Raw genomic sequence first — 15,592 nt, 5'->3', positions numbered from 1 at the left:
TGCTCGTATCTGGTCTGGAGACTTCTCATGCACGACGAACGCCGGCGGATCGAGGAGCGCGTCCAGCGACTCCACGATCAGCGGATCAAGGCGGCGATCTACGCGGCCACGGTTCCCTTCGAGATCGAGGCCTGGCAGGCGCCGGGCGAGCCGGTCTCCTTCGAGGAGGCGGCGGCCGCGTCCTACGCGCCCTTCGCCATGGACACCCCCTGGGGCCCGCCCTGGGGCACCACCTGGTTCCGGATGCGCGGGCAGGTGCCCGCAGAGTGGGCCGGCCGGCGCGTCGAGGCGGTCATCGACCTCGGCTTCGTCGGCGACTGGCCCGGCAACCAGGCCGAGGCCCTGGTCCACCTCACCGACGGCACCCCGCTGAAGGCGGTCAACCCGCTCAACCAGTACGTGCCGATCGCCAACCCGGCCACGGGCGGCGAGGAGATCGACTACCTCGTCGAGGCGGCCTCCAACCCGGACATCCTCGCCGAGAACTTCTCCAGGATCACCCCCATGGGTGACGTCCTCACCGCCGGCGACAAGCCGATCTACACCTTCCGGCGCGCCGACCTCGCCGTCCTCGACGAGGAGGTCTTCCACCTCGACCTCGACGTCCAGGTACTGCGCGAACTGATGCTGGAGCTGGAGGACCACGACCCGCGCCGCCACGAGATCGCGCACGCCCTGGACCGCGCGCTCGACCTCCTCGACCTGGACGACGTGGCCGGATCGGCGGCGGCGGTACGAGCGGCCCTGGCGCCCGCGCTGGCCAAGCCGGCCAACGCCAGCGCCCACAAGGTCTCCGGTGTCGGTCACGCGCACATCGACTCGGCGTGGCTGTGGCCGATCCGCGAGACCAAGCGCAAGACGTCCCGCACGTTCTCCAACGTCACCTCGCTGGCCGACGAGTACGAGGACTTCATCTTCGCCTGCTCGCAGGCCCAGCAGTACGAGTGGGTGCGCGACAACTACCCCAAGGTGTGGGCCCGCATCCAGGAGTCGGTGAAGAAGGGCCAGTGGGCGCCGGTCGGCGGCATGTGGGTCGAGGCCGACGGCAACCTGCCCGGCGGTGAGGCGATGGCCCGCCAGCTCATCCACGGCAAGCGGTTCTTCATCGAGCACTTCGGCGTCGAGACCAAGGGCGTGTGGCTGCCGGACTCCTTCGGCTACACCGCGGCCTACCCGCAGCTCGCCAAGCTCGCCGGCAACGAGTGGTTCCTCACCCAGAAGATCTCCTGGAACCAGACCAACAAGTTCCCCCACCACACCTTCTGGTGGGAGGGCATCGACGGCACCCGGATCTTCACGCACTTCCCGCCCGTCGACACCTACAACGCCCGCTTCAGCGGCGAGGAGATGGCCCGCGCGTCCCGCAACTACCAGGAGAAGGGCGCCGCGACGCGTTCGCTGGCCCCCTTCGGCTGGGGCGACGGCGGCGGCGGCCCCACCCGCGAGATCATGGAACGGGCGCGCAGGCTGGCCGACCTGGAAGGTTCTGCGACGGTCGAGGTCGAGCACCCCGACGACTTCTTCGCCAAGGCCCGCGAGGAGTACCCGGACGCCCCGGTCTGGGTCGGCGAGCTGTACCTGGAGCTGCACCGGGCCACGTACACCTCCCAGGCCCGCACCAAGCAGGGCAACCGGCGCAGCGAACACCGGCTGCGCGAGGCCGAGTTGTGGGCGACCACGGCCGCGCTGCACGCGCCGGGCTACGTGTACCCGTACGAGCACCTGGACCGGCTCTGGAAGACGGTCCTGCTCCACCAGTTCCACGACATCCTGCCGGGCTCGTCCATCGCCTGGGTGCACCGCGAGGCCGAGGCCGAATACGCGCGTGTGGCCGAGGAGTTGGAGGCGCTCACCGCCGAGGCGGTCGCCGCGCTCGGCGGCGGCGAGTCCCGCGCGTTCAACACCAGCCCCTACGACCGGGCCGAGGTGGTCCGTACCTCGACGGGCGTCCCCATGTACGTGGAGGTCCCGGCGAGCGGCAGCGCCCCGCTGTCCGTCGCCGAGCCCCCGCAGCCGGTGACCATCGCCGCCGGACGGATCCTCGACAACGGGCTCGTACGGGTGGAGGTCGCCGAGGACGGCACGCTCGCCTCGGTCCGCGACCTGAGGGCGAACCGCGAGGTCCTCGCCGACAAGGGCAACCTGCTGCGTCTGCACACCGACCTCCCGAACTACTGGGACGCCTGGGACATCGACAAGCACTACCAGAACCGCTACACGGACCTGCTGGAGACGTCCTCCGTCACGGTGACCGAAGAGGACCCGCTCCTCGGCGCCATCCGCGTGGAGCGTGCCTTCGGCAAGGGGTCGAGGATCGTCCAGACGATCACCGTCCGGGCCGGCAGCCCCAGGATCGACTTCGAGACGGAGATCGACTGGCACGAGGCCGAGAAGATCCTCAAGGCGGCCTTCCCGGTGGACATCCGTGCGGCACACTCCAGTGCGGAGATCCAGTTCGGCCACGTCCAGCGGCCCACGCACACCAACACCAGCTGGGAGTCGGCCCGCTTCGAGGTCTCCGGCCACCGCTGGGTGCACCTCGCCGAGCCCGGCTACGGTGTCGCGGTCCTCAACGACTCGACGTACGGCCACGACGTCTCCCGCACGGTCCGCGAGGACGGCGGTACGACGACCACGGTCCGTCTGTCGCTGGTGCGCGCCCCGCGCATCCCCGACCCGGGCGCCGACCAGGGCAAGCACCGGTTCACGTACTCGCTGCTGCCCGGCGCGAGCATCGAGGACGCGGTGGCCGAGGGCTACTCCCTCAACCTGCCGCTGCGTGTCGCGGACGCGGCGGGTGCGCCGGAGCCGGTGGTGTGGGCGGACGGTGACGGGGTGACCATCGAGGCGGTGAAGCTGGCGGATGACGCGTCCGGCGATGTCGTCGTGCGGTTGTACGAGTCGCGCGGTGGCCGGGCCGAGGGTGTGGTGTGCACCGGGTTCCCGTTGGCGGGGGCGCAGATCACCGACCTGCTGGAGCGGCCGCTCTCCGAGGTGGCGGTGGAGGGTGATTCCGTCGCGGTGGCGTTGAGGCCGTTCGAGGTGTTGACGTTGCGGCTGGCCAGGGGCTCCGCCGGGTAGGCGGTTTTTTGGCTGCGGGGCGGTGGGGGCTGGTCGCGCAGTTCCCCGCGCCCCTATAGGGGCGCGTTTGGGGCGGGCCGTGTTTTTTGCGGCCCGCCCGTTTCGTTACCGGTAACCGTCCCTGTGATAGTCGTGGGTTCGTTCCTGCCGGGCGCTTCTGCGGGTCTGTACGAAGGTGGTGATCGGGGCTCGGAAGGCCAGGAGGGCCGTCAGGGCGATGGCGGCTCCGCCCCAGGTGACGATCGTGCTCAGCATGGCGTCTAGGCGGTGGTTCCAGGTTTCGCCGACGTGGAGGCGGACGGTGATCGGTGGGGTCAGGGTGGCCAGGGCGCGGTCCGAGTCGCCCTGGTAGGTGGTGACGGACAGGAGGAGTTCGTAGTCGCCCGGTTCGTTCGAGGACACGCTCCACCACCACTCGACGGCGTCCCCCGGCCTGACGATGACCTGTCGCGCCTCGACGTCGGTGAGAAGGGCGACCCGCACATCGGGGTCCGTGGCCGTCAGGGCGGCCCCTTCCACCCCGCCCACCGGGAACGAGCGGGTCTCGGTGAGCGTTTCGTCCAGCGTGCTCCGGCTCGCCGCTTCGTCGCTCAGAGCGGTGAGGTTGATCCGGAAGGTACGGGGTTCGCCCACCCCGGTCGAGAGCCGGGAACGGTACTCGAGGCGGCCCGCGAAGAGCTGGCCGCGGTCACTCGCCACGTCGGCCTGGAACGCGGCCTGGGTCCGGGAGGCGGGTGAGTCGCAGGCGCTGAGCGCGCCGACGGCCACGACGAGGAAGAGGCCGAGGGCGAGCAGCGGGCGTATGCCGCCACCGCCCCTAGCTCTGCCCGTGTCCCCCATGACTGTCTCCCGAAGACTCGGGCGGCCCCCGCGACCGCGCGCCGATGATTCTTCCCGATGCGGGGGCCTGGCGACGGCTCTTTTCCGGCCCCGGCGAGCGGGACCTCGGTCACCGGAGTGACGGGCCCCGCGCCGCCGGGAAAGCGGTCCGGCCGGCAGGGGTGTTACGCGGTGGCCGTCGCCGGCGCTCCCGTGGCGGCCTCCGCCGTCGCTCCCGTGACCGGCTCCTCGACGACCGCCGGTGCGGGTACGGCGGGCAGCGTGGACGTGGGCGTCGGGACCTCGTCCGCGGGCGCCGACACCGTACGCACCGGGCGCGGCGCGGAGATCACCGCGTAGTCCTGGCCGAGGAACGGCGGGACCAGGTCGCCCGGGTCCTCGCCGAGCGCCAACTGCACTGCCGCCCAAGGGGCGTTGATGCCGCACAGCGAGAGCTGGTGCAGACCGCCGGCCGGACGCGTGTTGACGTCCATCAGCACCGGCCGGTCCTCGTACATCCGGAACTGGATGTTGCTCAGGTGGTGCAGCCCGAAGCCCTCGGCGATGAGCCGCGCGGGCTCCAGCCAGGCCTCGTCGAGGGTGAAGCCACGGCGCCGGCCGTTCTTGGTGCGGCCGATCGCCATCCGGATGCGCGAGTCGGGGCCGGTGAGGCAGTCGACGGACACCTCCGGCTGCTCCAGACGGGGCATCACCAGCCAGTCGACGTCCTCGTCCGTGTTCCGCAGTACGTCGAGCACCATGTCCAACTGGACGTAGGGGGTGGGGAACCCGTTGAGGTGCGACATCGAGAAGGGGGCGCGCGTGATCACGCGGAAGCCCACCCCGCCCGCGCCCGCCGCCGGCTTGAAGCACGCCTTGTGCCCGGCGGCCTCCAACTGCTCGACGGCGACGAGGAGTTCGTCGGCGTTGCGCACCCGCCACCACGGTGGCACCGGAACCCCGACCGCCTCGACGGCCTGGTACGCGGTCGCCTTGTCCTGGAAGACGGCCACCGCCTCCGGCGTGGGCGCGAGCAGCTTGGTGCCGACGGCCTCGAAGTCCGCGCGGTGCTGGACGATCGCGTCCTGGTGCAGACGCGGCACGAACACGTCGATCTCACGGCGGTCGCACTGGTCGAGCGCGTACTCCACGTACGCGGCCGGGGACAGGCCCTCGGGCTCCATGGCGGCGGTGTCGGCGGCGGCCAGCACGGGGGAGTCGGCGTCGGCGTGGGTGGCGTGGATCTCCACCGCGCGGTCGCTGGGATTTCTCCGCAGCTGTTCCACGAAGAACACGTTCTCCGCGTACGTGCGGTTGAGCCAGACGCGTACGCGAGAGACCATGCAGGGCCACCTTTCAGGGTTCACGGGCGCGGCGAAGCAAGGCCGAGCCCGGCCAGGGGAGAGTTGGGAACACGACAAGCCGCCGGGTGCGAACCGGGTTTTTGGCGGAAGTGTTGAGGCGATCATAAGGCTCCGCGGACCCTGTTCCTGCTACGCGCGTGTTACGGAATTGACAGCAGTACCCCGTGTGTTGCCTTGTGCACCAACCGTGGTCCCCTGTAATGATCTTCGACCCGCCCGGTGAGCTGCGCCGAGCGGGTGAACGGAGGGCCGGAAGCCGTACTTGTCCGGCCGTCGGCGATGTGTTCTTGTGGGTCCGAACGGGCGCCCGCACGGGCGGAGTTCGGGATGCGGAAGGGGCTGGGGTGGAGACGACGGCCGACGGCGTCGGACAGCTGCTGGCGATCAGTGATCTGCACATCGGCTACCCGGAGAACCGCGCCCTGGTCGAACGAATGCGCCCGGAAACCGAGGACGACTGGCTCGTGGTCGCCGGCGACGTGTCGGAGAACGTGGCGGACATCCGCTGGGTCCTCGAGACCCTCGCCGGCCGGTTCCGCAAGGTGATCTGGGCGCCCGGCAACCACGAGCTGTGGACCCACCCCAAGGACCCGGTCACCCTGCGCGGCGTCGCCCGCTACGAGCACCTGGTCGGCCTGTGCCGTGAGCTGGGTGTGACGTCGCCCGAGGACCCGTACCCGGTGTGGGAGGGCCCCGGCGGCCCCGTGGTCGTCGCGCCGCTGTTCCTCCTCTACGACTACTCGTTCCTGCCGCGGGGCTGCGCCACCAAGGCGGAGGGGCTGGCGTACGCGCAGGGCACCGGCATCGTCTGCACCGACGAGTACCTGCTGCACCCCGACCCCTATCCCACCCGCGAGGCCTGGTGCCGGGCCCGGGTCGCCCACACCGAGCGGCGGCTCGCCGAACTGCCCGAGGACCTGCCGACGGTGCTCGTCAACCACTATCCGCTGGACCGGCACCCCATGGACGTGCTGTGGCACCCCGAGTTCGCCATGTGGTGCGGCACCACACTGACCGCCGACTGGCACCGCCGGTTCCGCGTCGCGACCATGGTCTACGGTCATCTGCACATCCCTCGGACCACCTGGCACGAGGGTGTTCGCTTCGAAGAAGTGTCGGTGGGCTACCCCCGCGAATGGCAGAAGCGACCGGGAGACCCGGGAAAGCTGCGCCGCATACTGCCGATGGAGGTCGGATCCGATGATCGAGGAGTTGCTTCCGGCCACGGTCGTGACCGTGGAAGCACACGGTGACGAGACGGCCGTAGGCGCGTACGGGGCGGGCCAGCCCGGGGGCGTGACGCTGTACCCCGAGGAGCAGGAGATCGTGGCCCGGGCGGTGCCCAAGCGCGTCCACGAGTTCACTCTCGTCCGCGCGTGTGCCCGCCGGGCCATGGAGAAGCTCGGCGTGCCGCCGCAGCCCGTGCTGCCCGGCGAACGGGGCGCCCCGCAGTGGCCGGCCGGCCTGGTCGGCAGCATGACCCACTGCGAGGACTACTGCGCCGCCGCACTGGTCCCGGCCACCGACCTGGCCTCGATCGGCATCGACGCCGAACCCCACGAGCCGCTGCCCGCGGGAGTCCTCAACTCCGTGTCCCTGCCCAGGGAACGGGCACACCTGCTCGCACTGGCGACGGACGGCGCGGGCGCGCCCGGGGGCCCCGCGCGAGGGGAACCCGTGTACTGGGACCGGCTGCTGTTCAGCGCCAAGGAGTCGGTCTACAAGGCGTGGTTCCCGCTGACCGGCGAGTGGCTGGACTTCACCGAGGCCGAGATCGACTTCACGGCCGCCTCCGGTCCCCATCCGCACGGCACCTTCCGGGCCCGTCTGCTGGTGCCCGGGCCGGTCCTCGACGGCCGGCGACTCGGCGGCTTCGACGGGCGCTGGACCGTACGGGGCGGCCTGCTGGCCACGGCGGTCAGTGTGCCGCACCAGCCTGTCTGAGCAACTCGAAGAACCTCTCCTCGTTGCCCGTCAGACCCGCCTGCGCCAGGGCCGCCTCCGCCTCCGCGAGCACGGCGGGCGGCACGACGGGTGGTCGGCGGCCGTCCGGTGATACGTCGAAGGCTGCGCGGACGGTGTGCAGCAGCCGCAAGTAGGCCTGGACGGCGGTGCGCTCACGGTCTGTCAGTACGGCGGTCGGCATCGGACGGCTCTCCCCATGTCGGCGTCATCTCGGTTCGGCTCTGCTCATCCCTGCGTCTCCAAGCTTGCCGCCCGCCACTGACAATCGCGGTTCCTCACACGTCGGTTCGCTCGCTTAGCGGAGGCGAAACCTCCTCGAAACGCCCTGTGGGAATGGGGTTCTACGCTCAGGGAAAGGGTTTTCGGCAACCCGGTCAGGGCACGGGGAGCGGGGAGGTGAGCGGTGTGACGGACATTCCACGTCACGGACCGGCGCGCGCCGTACGGCTGCGGTCGGTGGGCGACGGTGAGCTGGAGCTGCGGTACCGCGTCGTGCACGGATACCGCCGGGCCTTCCGGATGGCCGGTGAGGGCCCCGCGCTCGTCCTCATCCACGGCATCGGCGACTCCTCGGCGACCTGGGCCGAGCTGATCCCCGACCTCGCCCGCAGCCACACCGTGATCGCCCCCGACCTGCTCGGCCACGGCGCGTCCGACAAGCCGCGCGCCGACTACTCGGTGGCCGCCTACGCCAACGGGGTGCGCGACCTGCTCACCACGCTCGGCATCGAGTCCGCGACGCTCGTCGGACACTCGCTCGGCGGTGGGGTGGCGATGCAGTTCGCCTACCAGTTCCCCGAGCGCACCGAGCGGCTCATCCTGGTCAGCGCGGGCGGTGTGGGCCGCGAGGTCAATCCCGTGCTGCGGGCGGTCTCGCTGCCGGGCGCCCATCTCGCGCTGTCCGCGCTGCGGTTGCCCGGGATGCGGCTTCAAGTGGGCGTGGGGGTGCGGCTGATGAAGCTGCTGGGCACCGGTCTGGGGCAGGACGCCACCGAGTTGCTCACCCTCGTCGACGCACTGCCCGACGAGACCTCGCGCAACGCCTTCATCCGTACGCTGCGGGCGGTGGTCGACTGGCGGGGGCAGGTGGTGACGATGCTCGACCGGTGCTATCTCACTGAGGGCATGCCGACGATGTTGCTGTGGGGGGACCGGGACAGCGTGGTGCCTGTGCGGCACGCGTACCGCGCGCACGAGGCGATGCCGGGCAGTCGTCTGGAGGTGTTCGAGGGGGCGGGGCATTTTCCGTTCCACAGTGATCCGGCGCGGTTCGTGGCGCTGGTGGAGGAGTTCACCGGGGGGAGTTCGCCGGCGGCGTGGAGTCGGGAGCACTGGCGGGAGTTGCTGGTGGAGGGGTGTGCCGGGCGGGCGGCGGAGCAGGGGTTGCGTGAGGTGAGTGAGCGTAGTGCGACGTAGGTGGGTTCGGTTGTCGGGTGGGGTGCGGGTGCGTTGTGGCTTGTCGCGCAGTTCCCCGCGCCCCTGAAGGCGGTTGGGTCGCGCGCCTCTGAAAGCAGTTCCCGGCGCCCCTGAAGGCGGTTGGGCCGCGCGTCCCTGGAAGCAGTTGGCCGCGCCCCTTATGGGGTGCTTCTCTGCCGTATCTCGGCCACTACTGGGGATCTGCGTAGGGCGCGGGACATGGCGACCAGGTCTCGGGGGGCGCCGGCTGTTGGGGGTGGGGGGCTGGTCTCTGTTGTTGCCGCGGTGATGACCCTGCCCTCCGGGTCCGCCGCTCTGGCCCGTAACGCCGCTGTCACCATGGCCGCGTCCGCCTCGGCGCGGGCGCCGTCGGGGGAGGAGCCCGCGGCGCGGGCCGCGTCGTAGGCCCGGGTCCGCACGGCCTGGTCGAAGTACGGGTACAGGCTGAGCATGCCGTCGTGGATGTCGGACTCCCGCTGGGTGACCTGGAGTTCGGCCGGTGACCACCAGGCGATACGGACCGTCCGGTCGCCGTGCTCCGACAACGGGGCGAGCTCCCGCCACAGCGGGCTGAGGCGGCGGTACGTCGACCAGGCGCTCCACACGTCCCCGACGCGCTGGAAGGCCAGCGGGATGCAGAAGCCGGCCGCGGTGACGACCTCCGCGGCGGCGGCCATCGCGGGGGCGACATAGGTGCTCAGATAATCGAGGTCGACGCCGTTCCAGCGGGCGATGACAGCCGTCAGCTTGGTCGCCGCGAAGGCGATGTTGCAGAAGAAGCCGGCCACGATGACGAGCAGCCCCACCCGCAGCCAGCCGTGCACCTGCAGCGCCCACGGCCAGCACACCATGTTCATCGCGATGTTCGCGACGGTGAGCGCGACGAGGTACAGCACGATCATCTCGCGGATGAACGGCGTGTTGGCGTAGTGCGTGTCGAAGTCGCGCAGCCGCTGCTCGGGCGCGTCACCGAGGGCGAACAGCGCCGCCGTCGCCACGATCACCACCGCGTACCCGGCGATCCAGCGGCGCGAGGCACGCCGGGTGGCCTCGGGCGGGCCCCCGCGCCAGTTGATGATCAGCACCAGACACGAGGCGCTGAAGGCGCTCAGCAGGCAGTACACGAGCGGCGCCGAGATGTTCGGGACGGCGGTGACTCGGTTGACCCAGGAGATGGTCGGCGGGGCCGCGAAGAGGAACACCAGCACGGACAGCAGGAGCAGCGTGTACACCGACCGCAGCAACGGGTCGCGCCAGGCACGCAGTACCGCCCGGCCCTTGAGGAGCAGGACGATCACCATCGCGGCGGACGGAACGTAGTAGCTGGAGTCGTTCACGCCGGGCGCTCCCTCAGCTCTGCGGCCAGCGATAGCCCAGGGAGGCCTCGATGCGGCCCGCGAGCTGGTCCCGCCGTACCGGCCGGTGCGCCGAACCGGCGAGCCACGTACGGCACTTGCTGGCCAGCAGCAGGCCGAAGCTCTCGGCGTCCTGCTCGTCCGCGAGGTGGGAGCGGGTGCGGGCGGCGACCTTGCGGACCGTGGCCTGGAGGTCCGCGGAGTCACTGAGCAGCCGGGCGGCGACGGCGGCGCCCTCGACATGGTGGCCGCAGTGCCCGGCCTGCATGTGCCACAGCTCGTGGCCCAGGATCACCAACTGGTGGTCGGGCGCGGTGCGTTCCTCGACCACGATGAGGTCCTGGTCGGCCATGTCCAGCCACAGCCCGCTGGCCGTGCCGGGCGGGAAGGGTGCCGCGCGGAACAGGACGGGACGGCCGCGCCGCCTGCTCATGGCCGCGCACAGGGCGGCGTAGAGGTCGGCGGGTTCCGCGGGTGCCGGAAGCTGCAGCTCGGTCACCAACTCGCCGCACAGGCGGCGCATCTGCTTGCCGATGTTCACAGTCATCCCTCGGATCACGACTCCGGCCGCTTGACGCTCTCCAGAAGCATGTCCAGCCATTCGGCGACCTTGTCGCGATGCTGGTCGGAGGGCAGCTGCGCGGCCCGCCAGGCGATTCCTCGGACACCGTGGTCCTGCAACAGCCGCTCCAGCGGGTCGTCGACGGTCCTCGCCGCCTCGCGCTCACGGTCCGCGAGCTGCTGGAGGAGCTCCTGCTCGGAGGCTCTCAGGGCGCCCGCGAGTGCTTCGGGGTCCTCGGCGGTGAGGAATCCGGCGTGCACTCGGAAGAAGCGCTGGATGGCGTCGCAGTGCTCCATGGTGGGACGCCGGTCGCCGTTGATGAGGGCGCCCGCCTGCTGGCGGGACATTCCGGCGCCGTCGGCGATCTCCTGCTGGGTGTACTTACGGCCGTTCGGTTTGAGCCGGGTACGGCGCAGCAGGCCCAGCCGCTGAAGGAACCGGGCCTGGAGATCGGGTTCGCCGGCGCTCTGCCCGCTCAGCAGGGCCTTGACGACGCTCTCCGGGACACCGGAGGCGACGGAGAGCCGCCCGGTGTGGAAGACCTCGGCATGCGGTACGCCGAGCCGGTCCGCGAGGGCGGTGACACGGACCACGACCGCGGACAGCAGCACCGTCGCCGTGGCGCCCGGAACCTCGTAGCCATCCGTCACCGACAGGTCTCCTACGTCTTCTGCGTGTACGTCGTAGCTGTTGCTGTGAACTGCCCGGAGAGAGTAGCGGGTTGTTCGAACTCACATCCAGCTCTCGCCACATCTGTGGCCAGAATCAGCCGTCAACGGGCATGAAATGCCACGATAGTTGACACGAGTTATTGCGGGGCAGCAGGATCAGGGCGCCGCGTGAAGGCCGCATGAGCAAGAGGGGTGACCTCCCGATGGCATTTCAGGCAGGTGGGCAGCGGCCTGCGCCGCGACCCGTCCCCGAGAGTCCCGAGGCCCAGGCGTATCTGCTGGACTACGCCACACTTCTGGAGGCCGTGCCCTTTCCGTCGGTCGTCCTCGACCACCGGTGGGACGTGGTCCTCTGCAACGCCGCGTTCGAGACACTTTTCCGCGCGGTCGGACCGCATCCCACGGCCATGCCGGGCGACAATTTTCTCCGTTTCGTCCTCTTCCATCCCGACGCGGGCACGGTCCTCGGCGAGCACGAGTCGAGCTGGTGCCTGCCGATGCTCGCCCAGTTCGCCGCCGCCCTGGAACGACACGCCCAGGACCGCGGTCTCCAGTCCATCCGCCGGGACATCGCCCAGGACCCGCTCATGGAGGCGGCCTACCGGCAGGGCCTGCCGCACTGGATCCGCGCGGTCGGCGACGAGGCCGTCCAACACGACGGCGCCGTACGCCCGTTGCTGCACCCCGACCCGCGCTGGGGCGCCACCGCGTGCCGCATCGTGTGCGAGACCCCCGGCGTCCTCGAGAACGCGGGGTATACGAGGCTGACGCTGGTGCTCCGCGAGACGCGGCGCCCGGCGGACGTCCCCCGCGGAACACGCCGCCCACGGCGCTCGGCGAGCCACCTGAGCGTGGTGCCGGCCCCGGAGGCGTGAGCCGGACCTGGCCCCGGAACCGCCGGCGTTCAGGTCGCCGACGGCACCGGGGCCACCGCCACGTCAGTGTTGTGAGCCTGGAGGTCTGTATGCCTAGAGGTCGAGGACCAGCCGGGGGCCTCGGCACCGGGACACGCAGATGAGCATCGTCTCGCCCGCCTCCCGCTCCTCGTCCGAGAGCACCGAGTCCCGGTGGTCCGGGGTGCCTTCCAGGACGTCCGTCTCGCAGGTCCCGCAGGTGCCCTCGGTGCACGAGTAGAGGACCTCGACCCCGGCGGCGCGCACGGTGTCCAGCACGGACACGTCGACGGGCACGGTCAGGGTACGACCGCTGCGCTGCAGGACCACCTCGAACTCGCTGTCCTCACCGCCCTGTTGGGCCTTGGGCGTGAACCGCTCGACATGCAGCGCGCCGGCCGGGCAGACCGACTCCACGGCGTCGAGAAGGGCGCCCGGACCGCAGCAGTAGACGAGGGTGCCGTCCGTCAGCTGCCCGACCTCCGAGTCGAGGTCCAGGAGTCCCGTCTCGTCCTGCGGAGCGAACGTGACCTTGTCCCCGTAACGCCCCAACTCCTCGGTGAACGCCATGGAGTTGCGGGTGCGGCCGCCGTACAGCAGCGTCCACTCGGCGCCCGCTGCCTCGGCGGCGGCGAGCATCGGGAGGATCGGGGTGATGCCGATGCCCCCGGCGACGAAGCGGTAGCGGGGCGCCGGCTTGAGGGCGAAGTGGTTCCGTGGCCCCCGTACCCGTACCTTGTCGCCCAGCCCCAACTGCCCGTGCACATACGCCGATCCACCGCGTCCGTCCGGCTCACGGAGCACCGCGATGCGCCACTCCGACGAGTCGGCCGGGTCGCCGCACAGCGAGTACTGCCGCTCGAGGCCGGGCCCGAGCAGGACGTCGACATGGGCGCCCGGCTCCCAGCCCGGCAGCTCCTCGCCCAGCGGGTGCCGCAGGGTGAGCGCGAGCACCCCGTCCGCGGCGGACTCCCGCCGCTCGACGACGAGTTCGGCTTCGTACACGTTCATGAGCTGGTTCCCTGTGGCTGGTGTCCCTGTGGCTGGTGTCCCTGTGGGTGGGCGAGCATCCACTCCCACATCTCGATGGGGTCCTGCGAGCTGTGTTCCCGGCCGCAGTGACAGGTTCCGTGCAGGATGTCCGTGCCCGGCAGCCAGTCGATGCGATAGACCTCGCCTGTCGGGCTGCCGCTCACAGGACCTTCTCCACCGGCTTGTCGCCCTCCTCGACCAGCCGGGCGAGGATACGGCGGGCGGCGAGACCGCCGGTGTCGATGTTGATGCTCAGCTCCTGGTAGCCGGACCGCTCCGAACCCAGCGTCCGCTGCAGGAGGTTGAGCGCGTCGACGTCCTGCATGACCACGGTGTGGTTGTTGCCCCGCAGGAACTCGGTGACCTCGTCGTCGTCCGTGGCCCAGTCGCGCGAGACCATCCAGAAGTCGTACACCTTCCCGTCCGCCGACGGGGTGATGGCGTAGGTGATCTCGGTGTGGAAGCCGTTCGGGTCGCTGCCGTCGGCCTCGGGCAGGACACCCACGGGCGCGATCCGGCTGTGCAGCAGATACAGGCACGGCGCGTGGTACTCGATGTCCTGCCAGCGCGTGATCCGCCCGCTGATGCCGGTCGACTTGGCGTAGAACGGCGGGCACTCGGCGTCGTCCATGTGCCGGCTCACCCGTACGATGCCCGCGCCCTCGTCGACCTCCGTGGTGATCGGCGTCTCGGCGACCTCGGGGGTGCCGATGTAGCCGCCGTGGAGGTAGGTCTCGTGGGAGAGGTCGAGGAGGTTGTCGACGAGGAGTCCGTAGTCGGCGTCGATCGGCTCCATGCCCTTGACGGTGACCCAGCCGGGGGAGTCGAGGTGCCGGGCCCGCGGAATGGTGTCGGCGTCGGCGAGGGCCGGGTCGCCGATCCACACCCAGATCAGGGCGTCCTGCTCGACCACCGGGTAGGAGGCGACACGGGCGGTACGCGGGACGCGCTTCTGTCCGGGCACGTACACACACGTACCGGTCGTGTCGTAGGTGAAGCCGTGGTAGCCGCACACGATCCGGTCGCCGTCGAGACCGCTCTCGGACAAGGGGTAACGCCGGTGCACACAGCGGTCGGCGAGCGCGATGGGCGTTCCCTCGCCCTCGGTGCGGTAGAAGACGAGGGGCTCCCCGAGGATGGTCCGACCGAGCAGCTCCCGCCCCACCTCGTGGCTGTAGGCGGCGACGTACCACTGGTTCCGGGCGAAGGCGGTGGTGTGAGGCATGGGGGTTCCGTCCCTGTCGGCGGGGTGTCGTCGCCCCGCGTGCCGTGGTTGGGAACAGGTTCCTGATGGCTGCGGTGGCTGCGCAAGACGGCTTCCGTCAGGCGGAAGTGTCTCTACGAAAGAGCTGGTCAGGGCAGGCTGAGCCCGCTCTGGCGCAGAGACAGCGATGACGGCGCCGCTGCCCCGGGCAGCGGACCGGGTGACGGGCTTCGGTCCAGGACCGCACGCACCCTTCACGACCGGGCGGAGACGGTCGCCCTGTTCGAGCATCTGGCCCGGGGTCCTCCCGCGCAGGATCCGCAGGCCACCCGCGGTGAGTCGACTTGCTGGCCGCACGCACGATCCGCCGCTTCGGCGAACCGGCACCTGGACCACCACTCCGGTGCCGCGTGACCCGGCTCGATCAGCCCCCAGGGCGCCGCCGTGTCCGCACGCCGAACTCGGGCAGGACCGACCGTCCCACCCGCAGCGGCAGAGGATTGTGCAGCCTGGCCACATACCGCCGGTATGCCCGCGCCTCGGCCGAGGTGCCCTCGACGACGTCATGACGGTCGGGGAACATCGCACTTCCCGCGGTCAGTACCGCGTTCGCCCCGAACCTGTTGCCCTGCAGGCGGCCGGTCAGCAGCCGGCCCCGGGCCCAGGGAATCGGTTTGTTCCGGCCGGTTGTCACCGGGCCGCGGTTGACCTGGAACCAGACCTCACGGCGGTTGCCGAACAGCACGACACTCTCGCGGAGATCGCGCACGTCCGTGTACACGTCGAAGTCCCAGTCACCCGGAGCGCCCGCCAAGGCGTAGTGCGTACGGAAGTGGTGCAGGAACCGGGGCAGGTCGACGGCGGCGCCGAACGGAATCACCGCGTCGGCATAGGGCTCACCGGCGATGAAACAGATTCTGAACTCCAAGCCGTACAGCCGTCCGTGGACCTTCTTCCTGACGCGCAGCGAGAACGTGTCAGCGTCGTCGTACTTCCAGTGGTCCGCGGCGCGGACTCGCTGACTCAGGTGCCTGAACGACAGTGCCTCCCGGTCGACCAACAGGCCAGGGATCCGTTCGACCGAGCCATGCAGCAGGTAGAGGCACATCAGGTCCACCGGATGCGTGTCGTGCGCCATCCGCGTAAAAAGCTCCTCCACAAGACCATCCTCCTCAGCTCATGCCCGAACAGATGAACCGGCCGAGGTAGTGCAGAGCACCCATGTCCTGA

At 70.5% G+C, this 15,592-nt stretch carries 15 protein-coding genes; 5 read left to right on the top strand and 10 right to left on the bottom strand.

The window, feature by feature from the left end; translation table 11 throughout:
• Positions 1 to 27: 27 nt before the first annotated feature.
• The gene (locus ABZ855_RS07505) at positions 28 to 3,081 is read left to right on the top strand and encodes a glycoside hydrolase family 38 C-terminal domain-containing protein (RefSeq protein ID WP_360802449.1); all 3,054 of its coding nucleotides are present in this window, start codon (positions 28 to 30) and stop codon (positions 3,079 to 3,081) included.
• Positions 3,082 to 3,186: 105 nt separating this feature from the next.
• On the opposite strand, the gene ABZ855_RS07500 is transcribed toward ABZ855_RS07505, so the two are convergent.
• Positions 3,187 to 3,921 carry a hypothetical protein gene (locus ABZ855_RS07500; protein WP_360802446.1) on the bottom strand — a complete coding sequence of 245 codons (735 nt, stop codon included), beginning with the start codon at positions 3,919 to 3,921 and terminating at the stop codon, positions 3,187 to 3,189.
• A 164-nt stretch (positions 3,922 to 4,085) separates the two neighbouring features.
• Positions 4,086 to 5,243, bottom strand: a complete 1,158-nt coding sequence (locus ABZ855_RS07495) for an ATP-grasp domain-containing protein (RefSeq protein WP_360802443.1) — start codon at positions 5,241 to 5,243, stop codon at positions 4,086 to 4,088.
• Positions 5,244 to 5,608: 365 nt separating this feature from the next.
• Here ABZ855_RS07495 and ABZ855_RS07490 point away from each other — a divergent pair, with 365 nt between their 5' ends.
• Positions 5,609 to 6,517 (top strand): metallophosphoesterase, encoded by a 909-nt coding sequence (locus tag ABZ855_RS07490; RefSeq protein WP_360802440.1) that lies wholly within the window; start codon positions 5,609 to 5,611, stop codon positions 6,515 to 6,517.
• A complete protein-coding gene (locus tag ABZ855_RS07485) occupies positions 6,465 to 7,208 on the top strand; it encodes a 4'-phosphopantetheinyl transferase superfamily protein (protein WP_360802437.1) in 744 nt (247 codons plus the stop codon). Before ABZ855_RS07490 ends, ABZ855_RS07485 begins: the two co-directional genes overlap by 53 nt.
• Here ABZ855_RS07485 and ABZ855_RS07480 read toward each other — a convergent pair.
• On the bottom strand, positions 7,183 to 7,410 hold the full coding sequence (locus ABZ855_RS07480; RefSeq protein WP_360802434.1) for a hypothetical protein: 228 nt from the start codon (positions 7,408 to 7,410) through the stop codon (positions 7,183 to 7,185). The genes ABZ855_RS07485 and ABZ855_RS07480 overlap by 26 nt on opposite strands.
• Before the next feature lie 224 nt (positions 7,411 to 7,634).
• Between ABZ855_RS07480 and ABZ855_RS07475 the strand changes: the two genes are divergently transcribed.
• The gene (locus tag ABZ855_RS07475; RefSeq protein ID WP_360802431.1) at positions 7,635 to 8,645 is read left to right on the top strand and encodes an alpha/beta hydrolase; all 1,011 of its coding nucleotides are present in this window, start codon (positions 7,635 to 7,637) and stop codon (positions 8,643 to 8,645) included.
• A gap of 158 nt (positions 8,646 to 8,803) precedes the next feature.
• Here the strand turns inward: ABZ855_RS07475 and ABZ855_RS07470 are convergent, their stop codons facing one another.
• The 3 genes from ABZ855_RS07470 to ABZ855_RS07460 are packed head-to-tail and all read right to left on the bottom strand — an operon-like array spanning position 8,804 to position 11,212.
• A complete protein-coding gene (locus tag ABZ855_RS07470) occupies positions 8,804 to 9,982 on the bottom strand; it encodes an MAB_1171c family putative transporter (protein ID WP_360802428.1) in 1,179 nt (392 codons plus the stop codon).
• Between the two features lie 13 nt (positions 9,983 to 9,995).
• Positions 9,996 to 10,523 (bottom strand): toxin-antitoxin system, toxin component, encoded by a 528-nt coding sequence (locus ABZ855_RS07465; RefSeq protein WP_360802640.1) that lies wholly within the window; start codon positions 10,521 to 10,523, stop codon positions 9,996 to 9,998.
• A gap of 32 nt (positions 10,524 to 10,555) precedes the next feature.
• Complete coding sequence (locus ABZ855_RS07460) at positions 10,556 to 11,212, bottom strand: helix-turn-helix transcriptional regulator (protein WP_360802425.1); 657 nt, start codon at positions 11,210 to 11,212, stop codon at positions 10,556 to 10,558.
• A 224-nt stretch (positions 11,213 to 11,436) separates the two neighbouring features.
• Here ABZ855_RS07460 and ABZ855_RS07455 point away from each other — a divergent pair, with 224 nt between their 5' ends.
• Positions 11,437 to 12,108 carry a hypothetical protein gene (locus tag ABZ855_RS07455; protein ID WP_360802422.1) on the top strand — a complete coding sequence of 224 codons (672 nt, stop codon included), beginning with the start codon at positions 11,437 to 11,439 and terminating at the stop codon, positions 12,106 to 12,108.
• Positions 12,109 to 12,201: 93 nt separating this feature from the next.
• Here ABZ855_RS07455 and ABZ855_RS07450 read toward each other — a convergent pair whose 3' ends face one another.
• From ABZ855_RS07450 to ABZ855_RS07435, 4 genes are all read right to left on the bottom strand, one after another.
• Positions 12,202 to 13,137: a PDR/VanB family oxidoreductase gene (locus ABZ855_RS07450; RefSeq protein ID WP_360802419.1), complete on the bottom strand. Its 936-nt coding sequence runs from the start codon at positions 13,135 to 13,137 to the stop codon at positions 12,202 to 12,204.
• Positions 13,134 to 13,322: a hypothetical protein gene (locus ABZ855_RS07445; protein ID WP_360802416.1), complete on the bottom strand. Its 189-nt coding sequence runs from the start codon at positions 13,320 to 13,322 to the stop codon at positions 13,134 to 13,136. Before ABZ855_RS07445 ends, ABZ855_RS07450 begins: the two co-directional genes overlap by 4 nt.
• A complete protein-coding gene (locus ABZ855_RS07440; RefSeq protein WP_360802413.1) occupies positions 13,319 to 14,383 on the bottom strand; it encodes an aromatic ring-hydroxylating dioxygenase subunit alpha in 1,065 nt (354 codons plus the stop codon). The genes ABZ855_RS07445 and ABZ855_RS07440 overlap by 4 nt, the downstream gene beginning before the upstream one ends.
• A 403-nt stretch (positions 14,384 to 14,786) precedes the next feature.
• A complete protein-coding gene (locus tag ABZ855_RS07435) occupies positions 14,787 to 15,500 on the bottom strand; it encodes a hypothetical protein (RefSeq protein WP_360802410.1) in 714 nt (237 codons plus the stop codon).
• Positions 15,501 to 15,592 lie beyond the last annotated feature (92 nt).

The sequence above is a fragment of the Streptomyces sp. NPDC047042 genome, assembly GCF_040644035.1.
In the GTDB taxonomy this organism is placed as follows: Bacteria; Actinomycetota; Actinomycetes; order Streptomycetales; family Streptomycetaceae; genus Streptomyces.
Note: the sequence above shows the minus strand (reverse complement) of the source record. Positions and strands in the feature narration are given on the sequence as shown.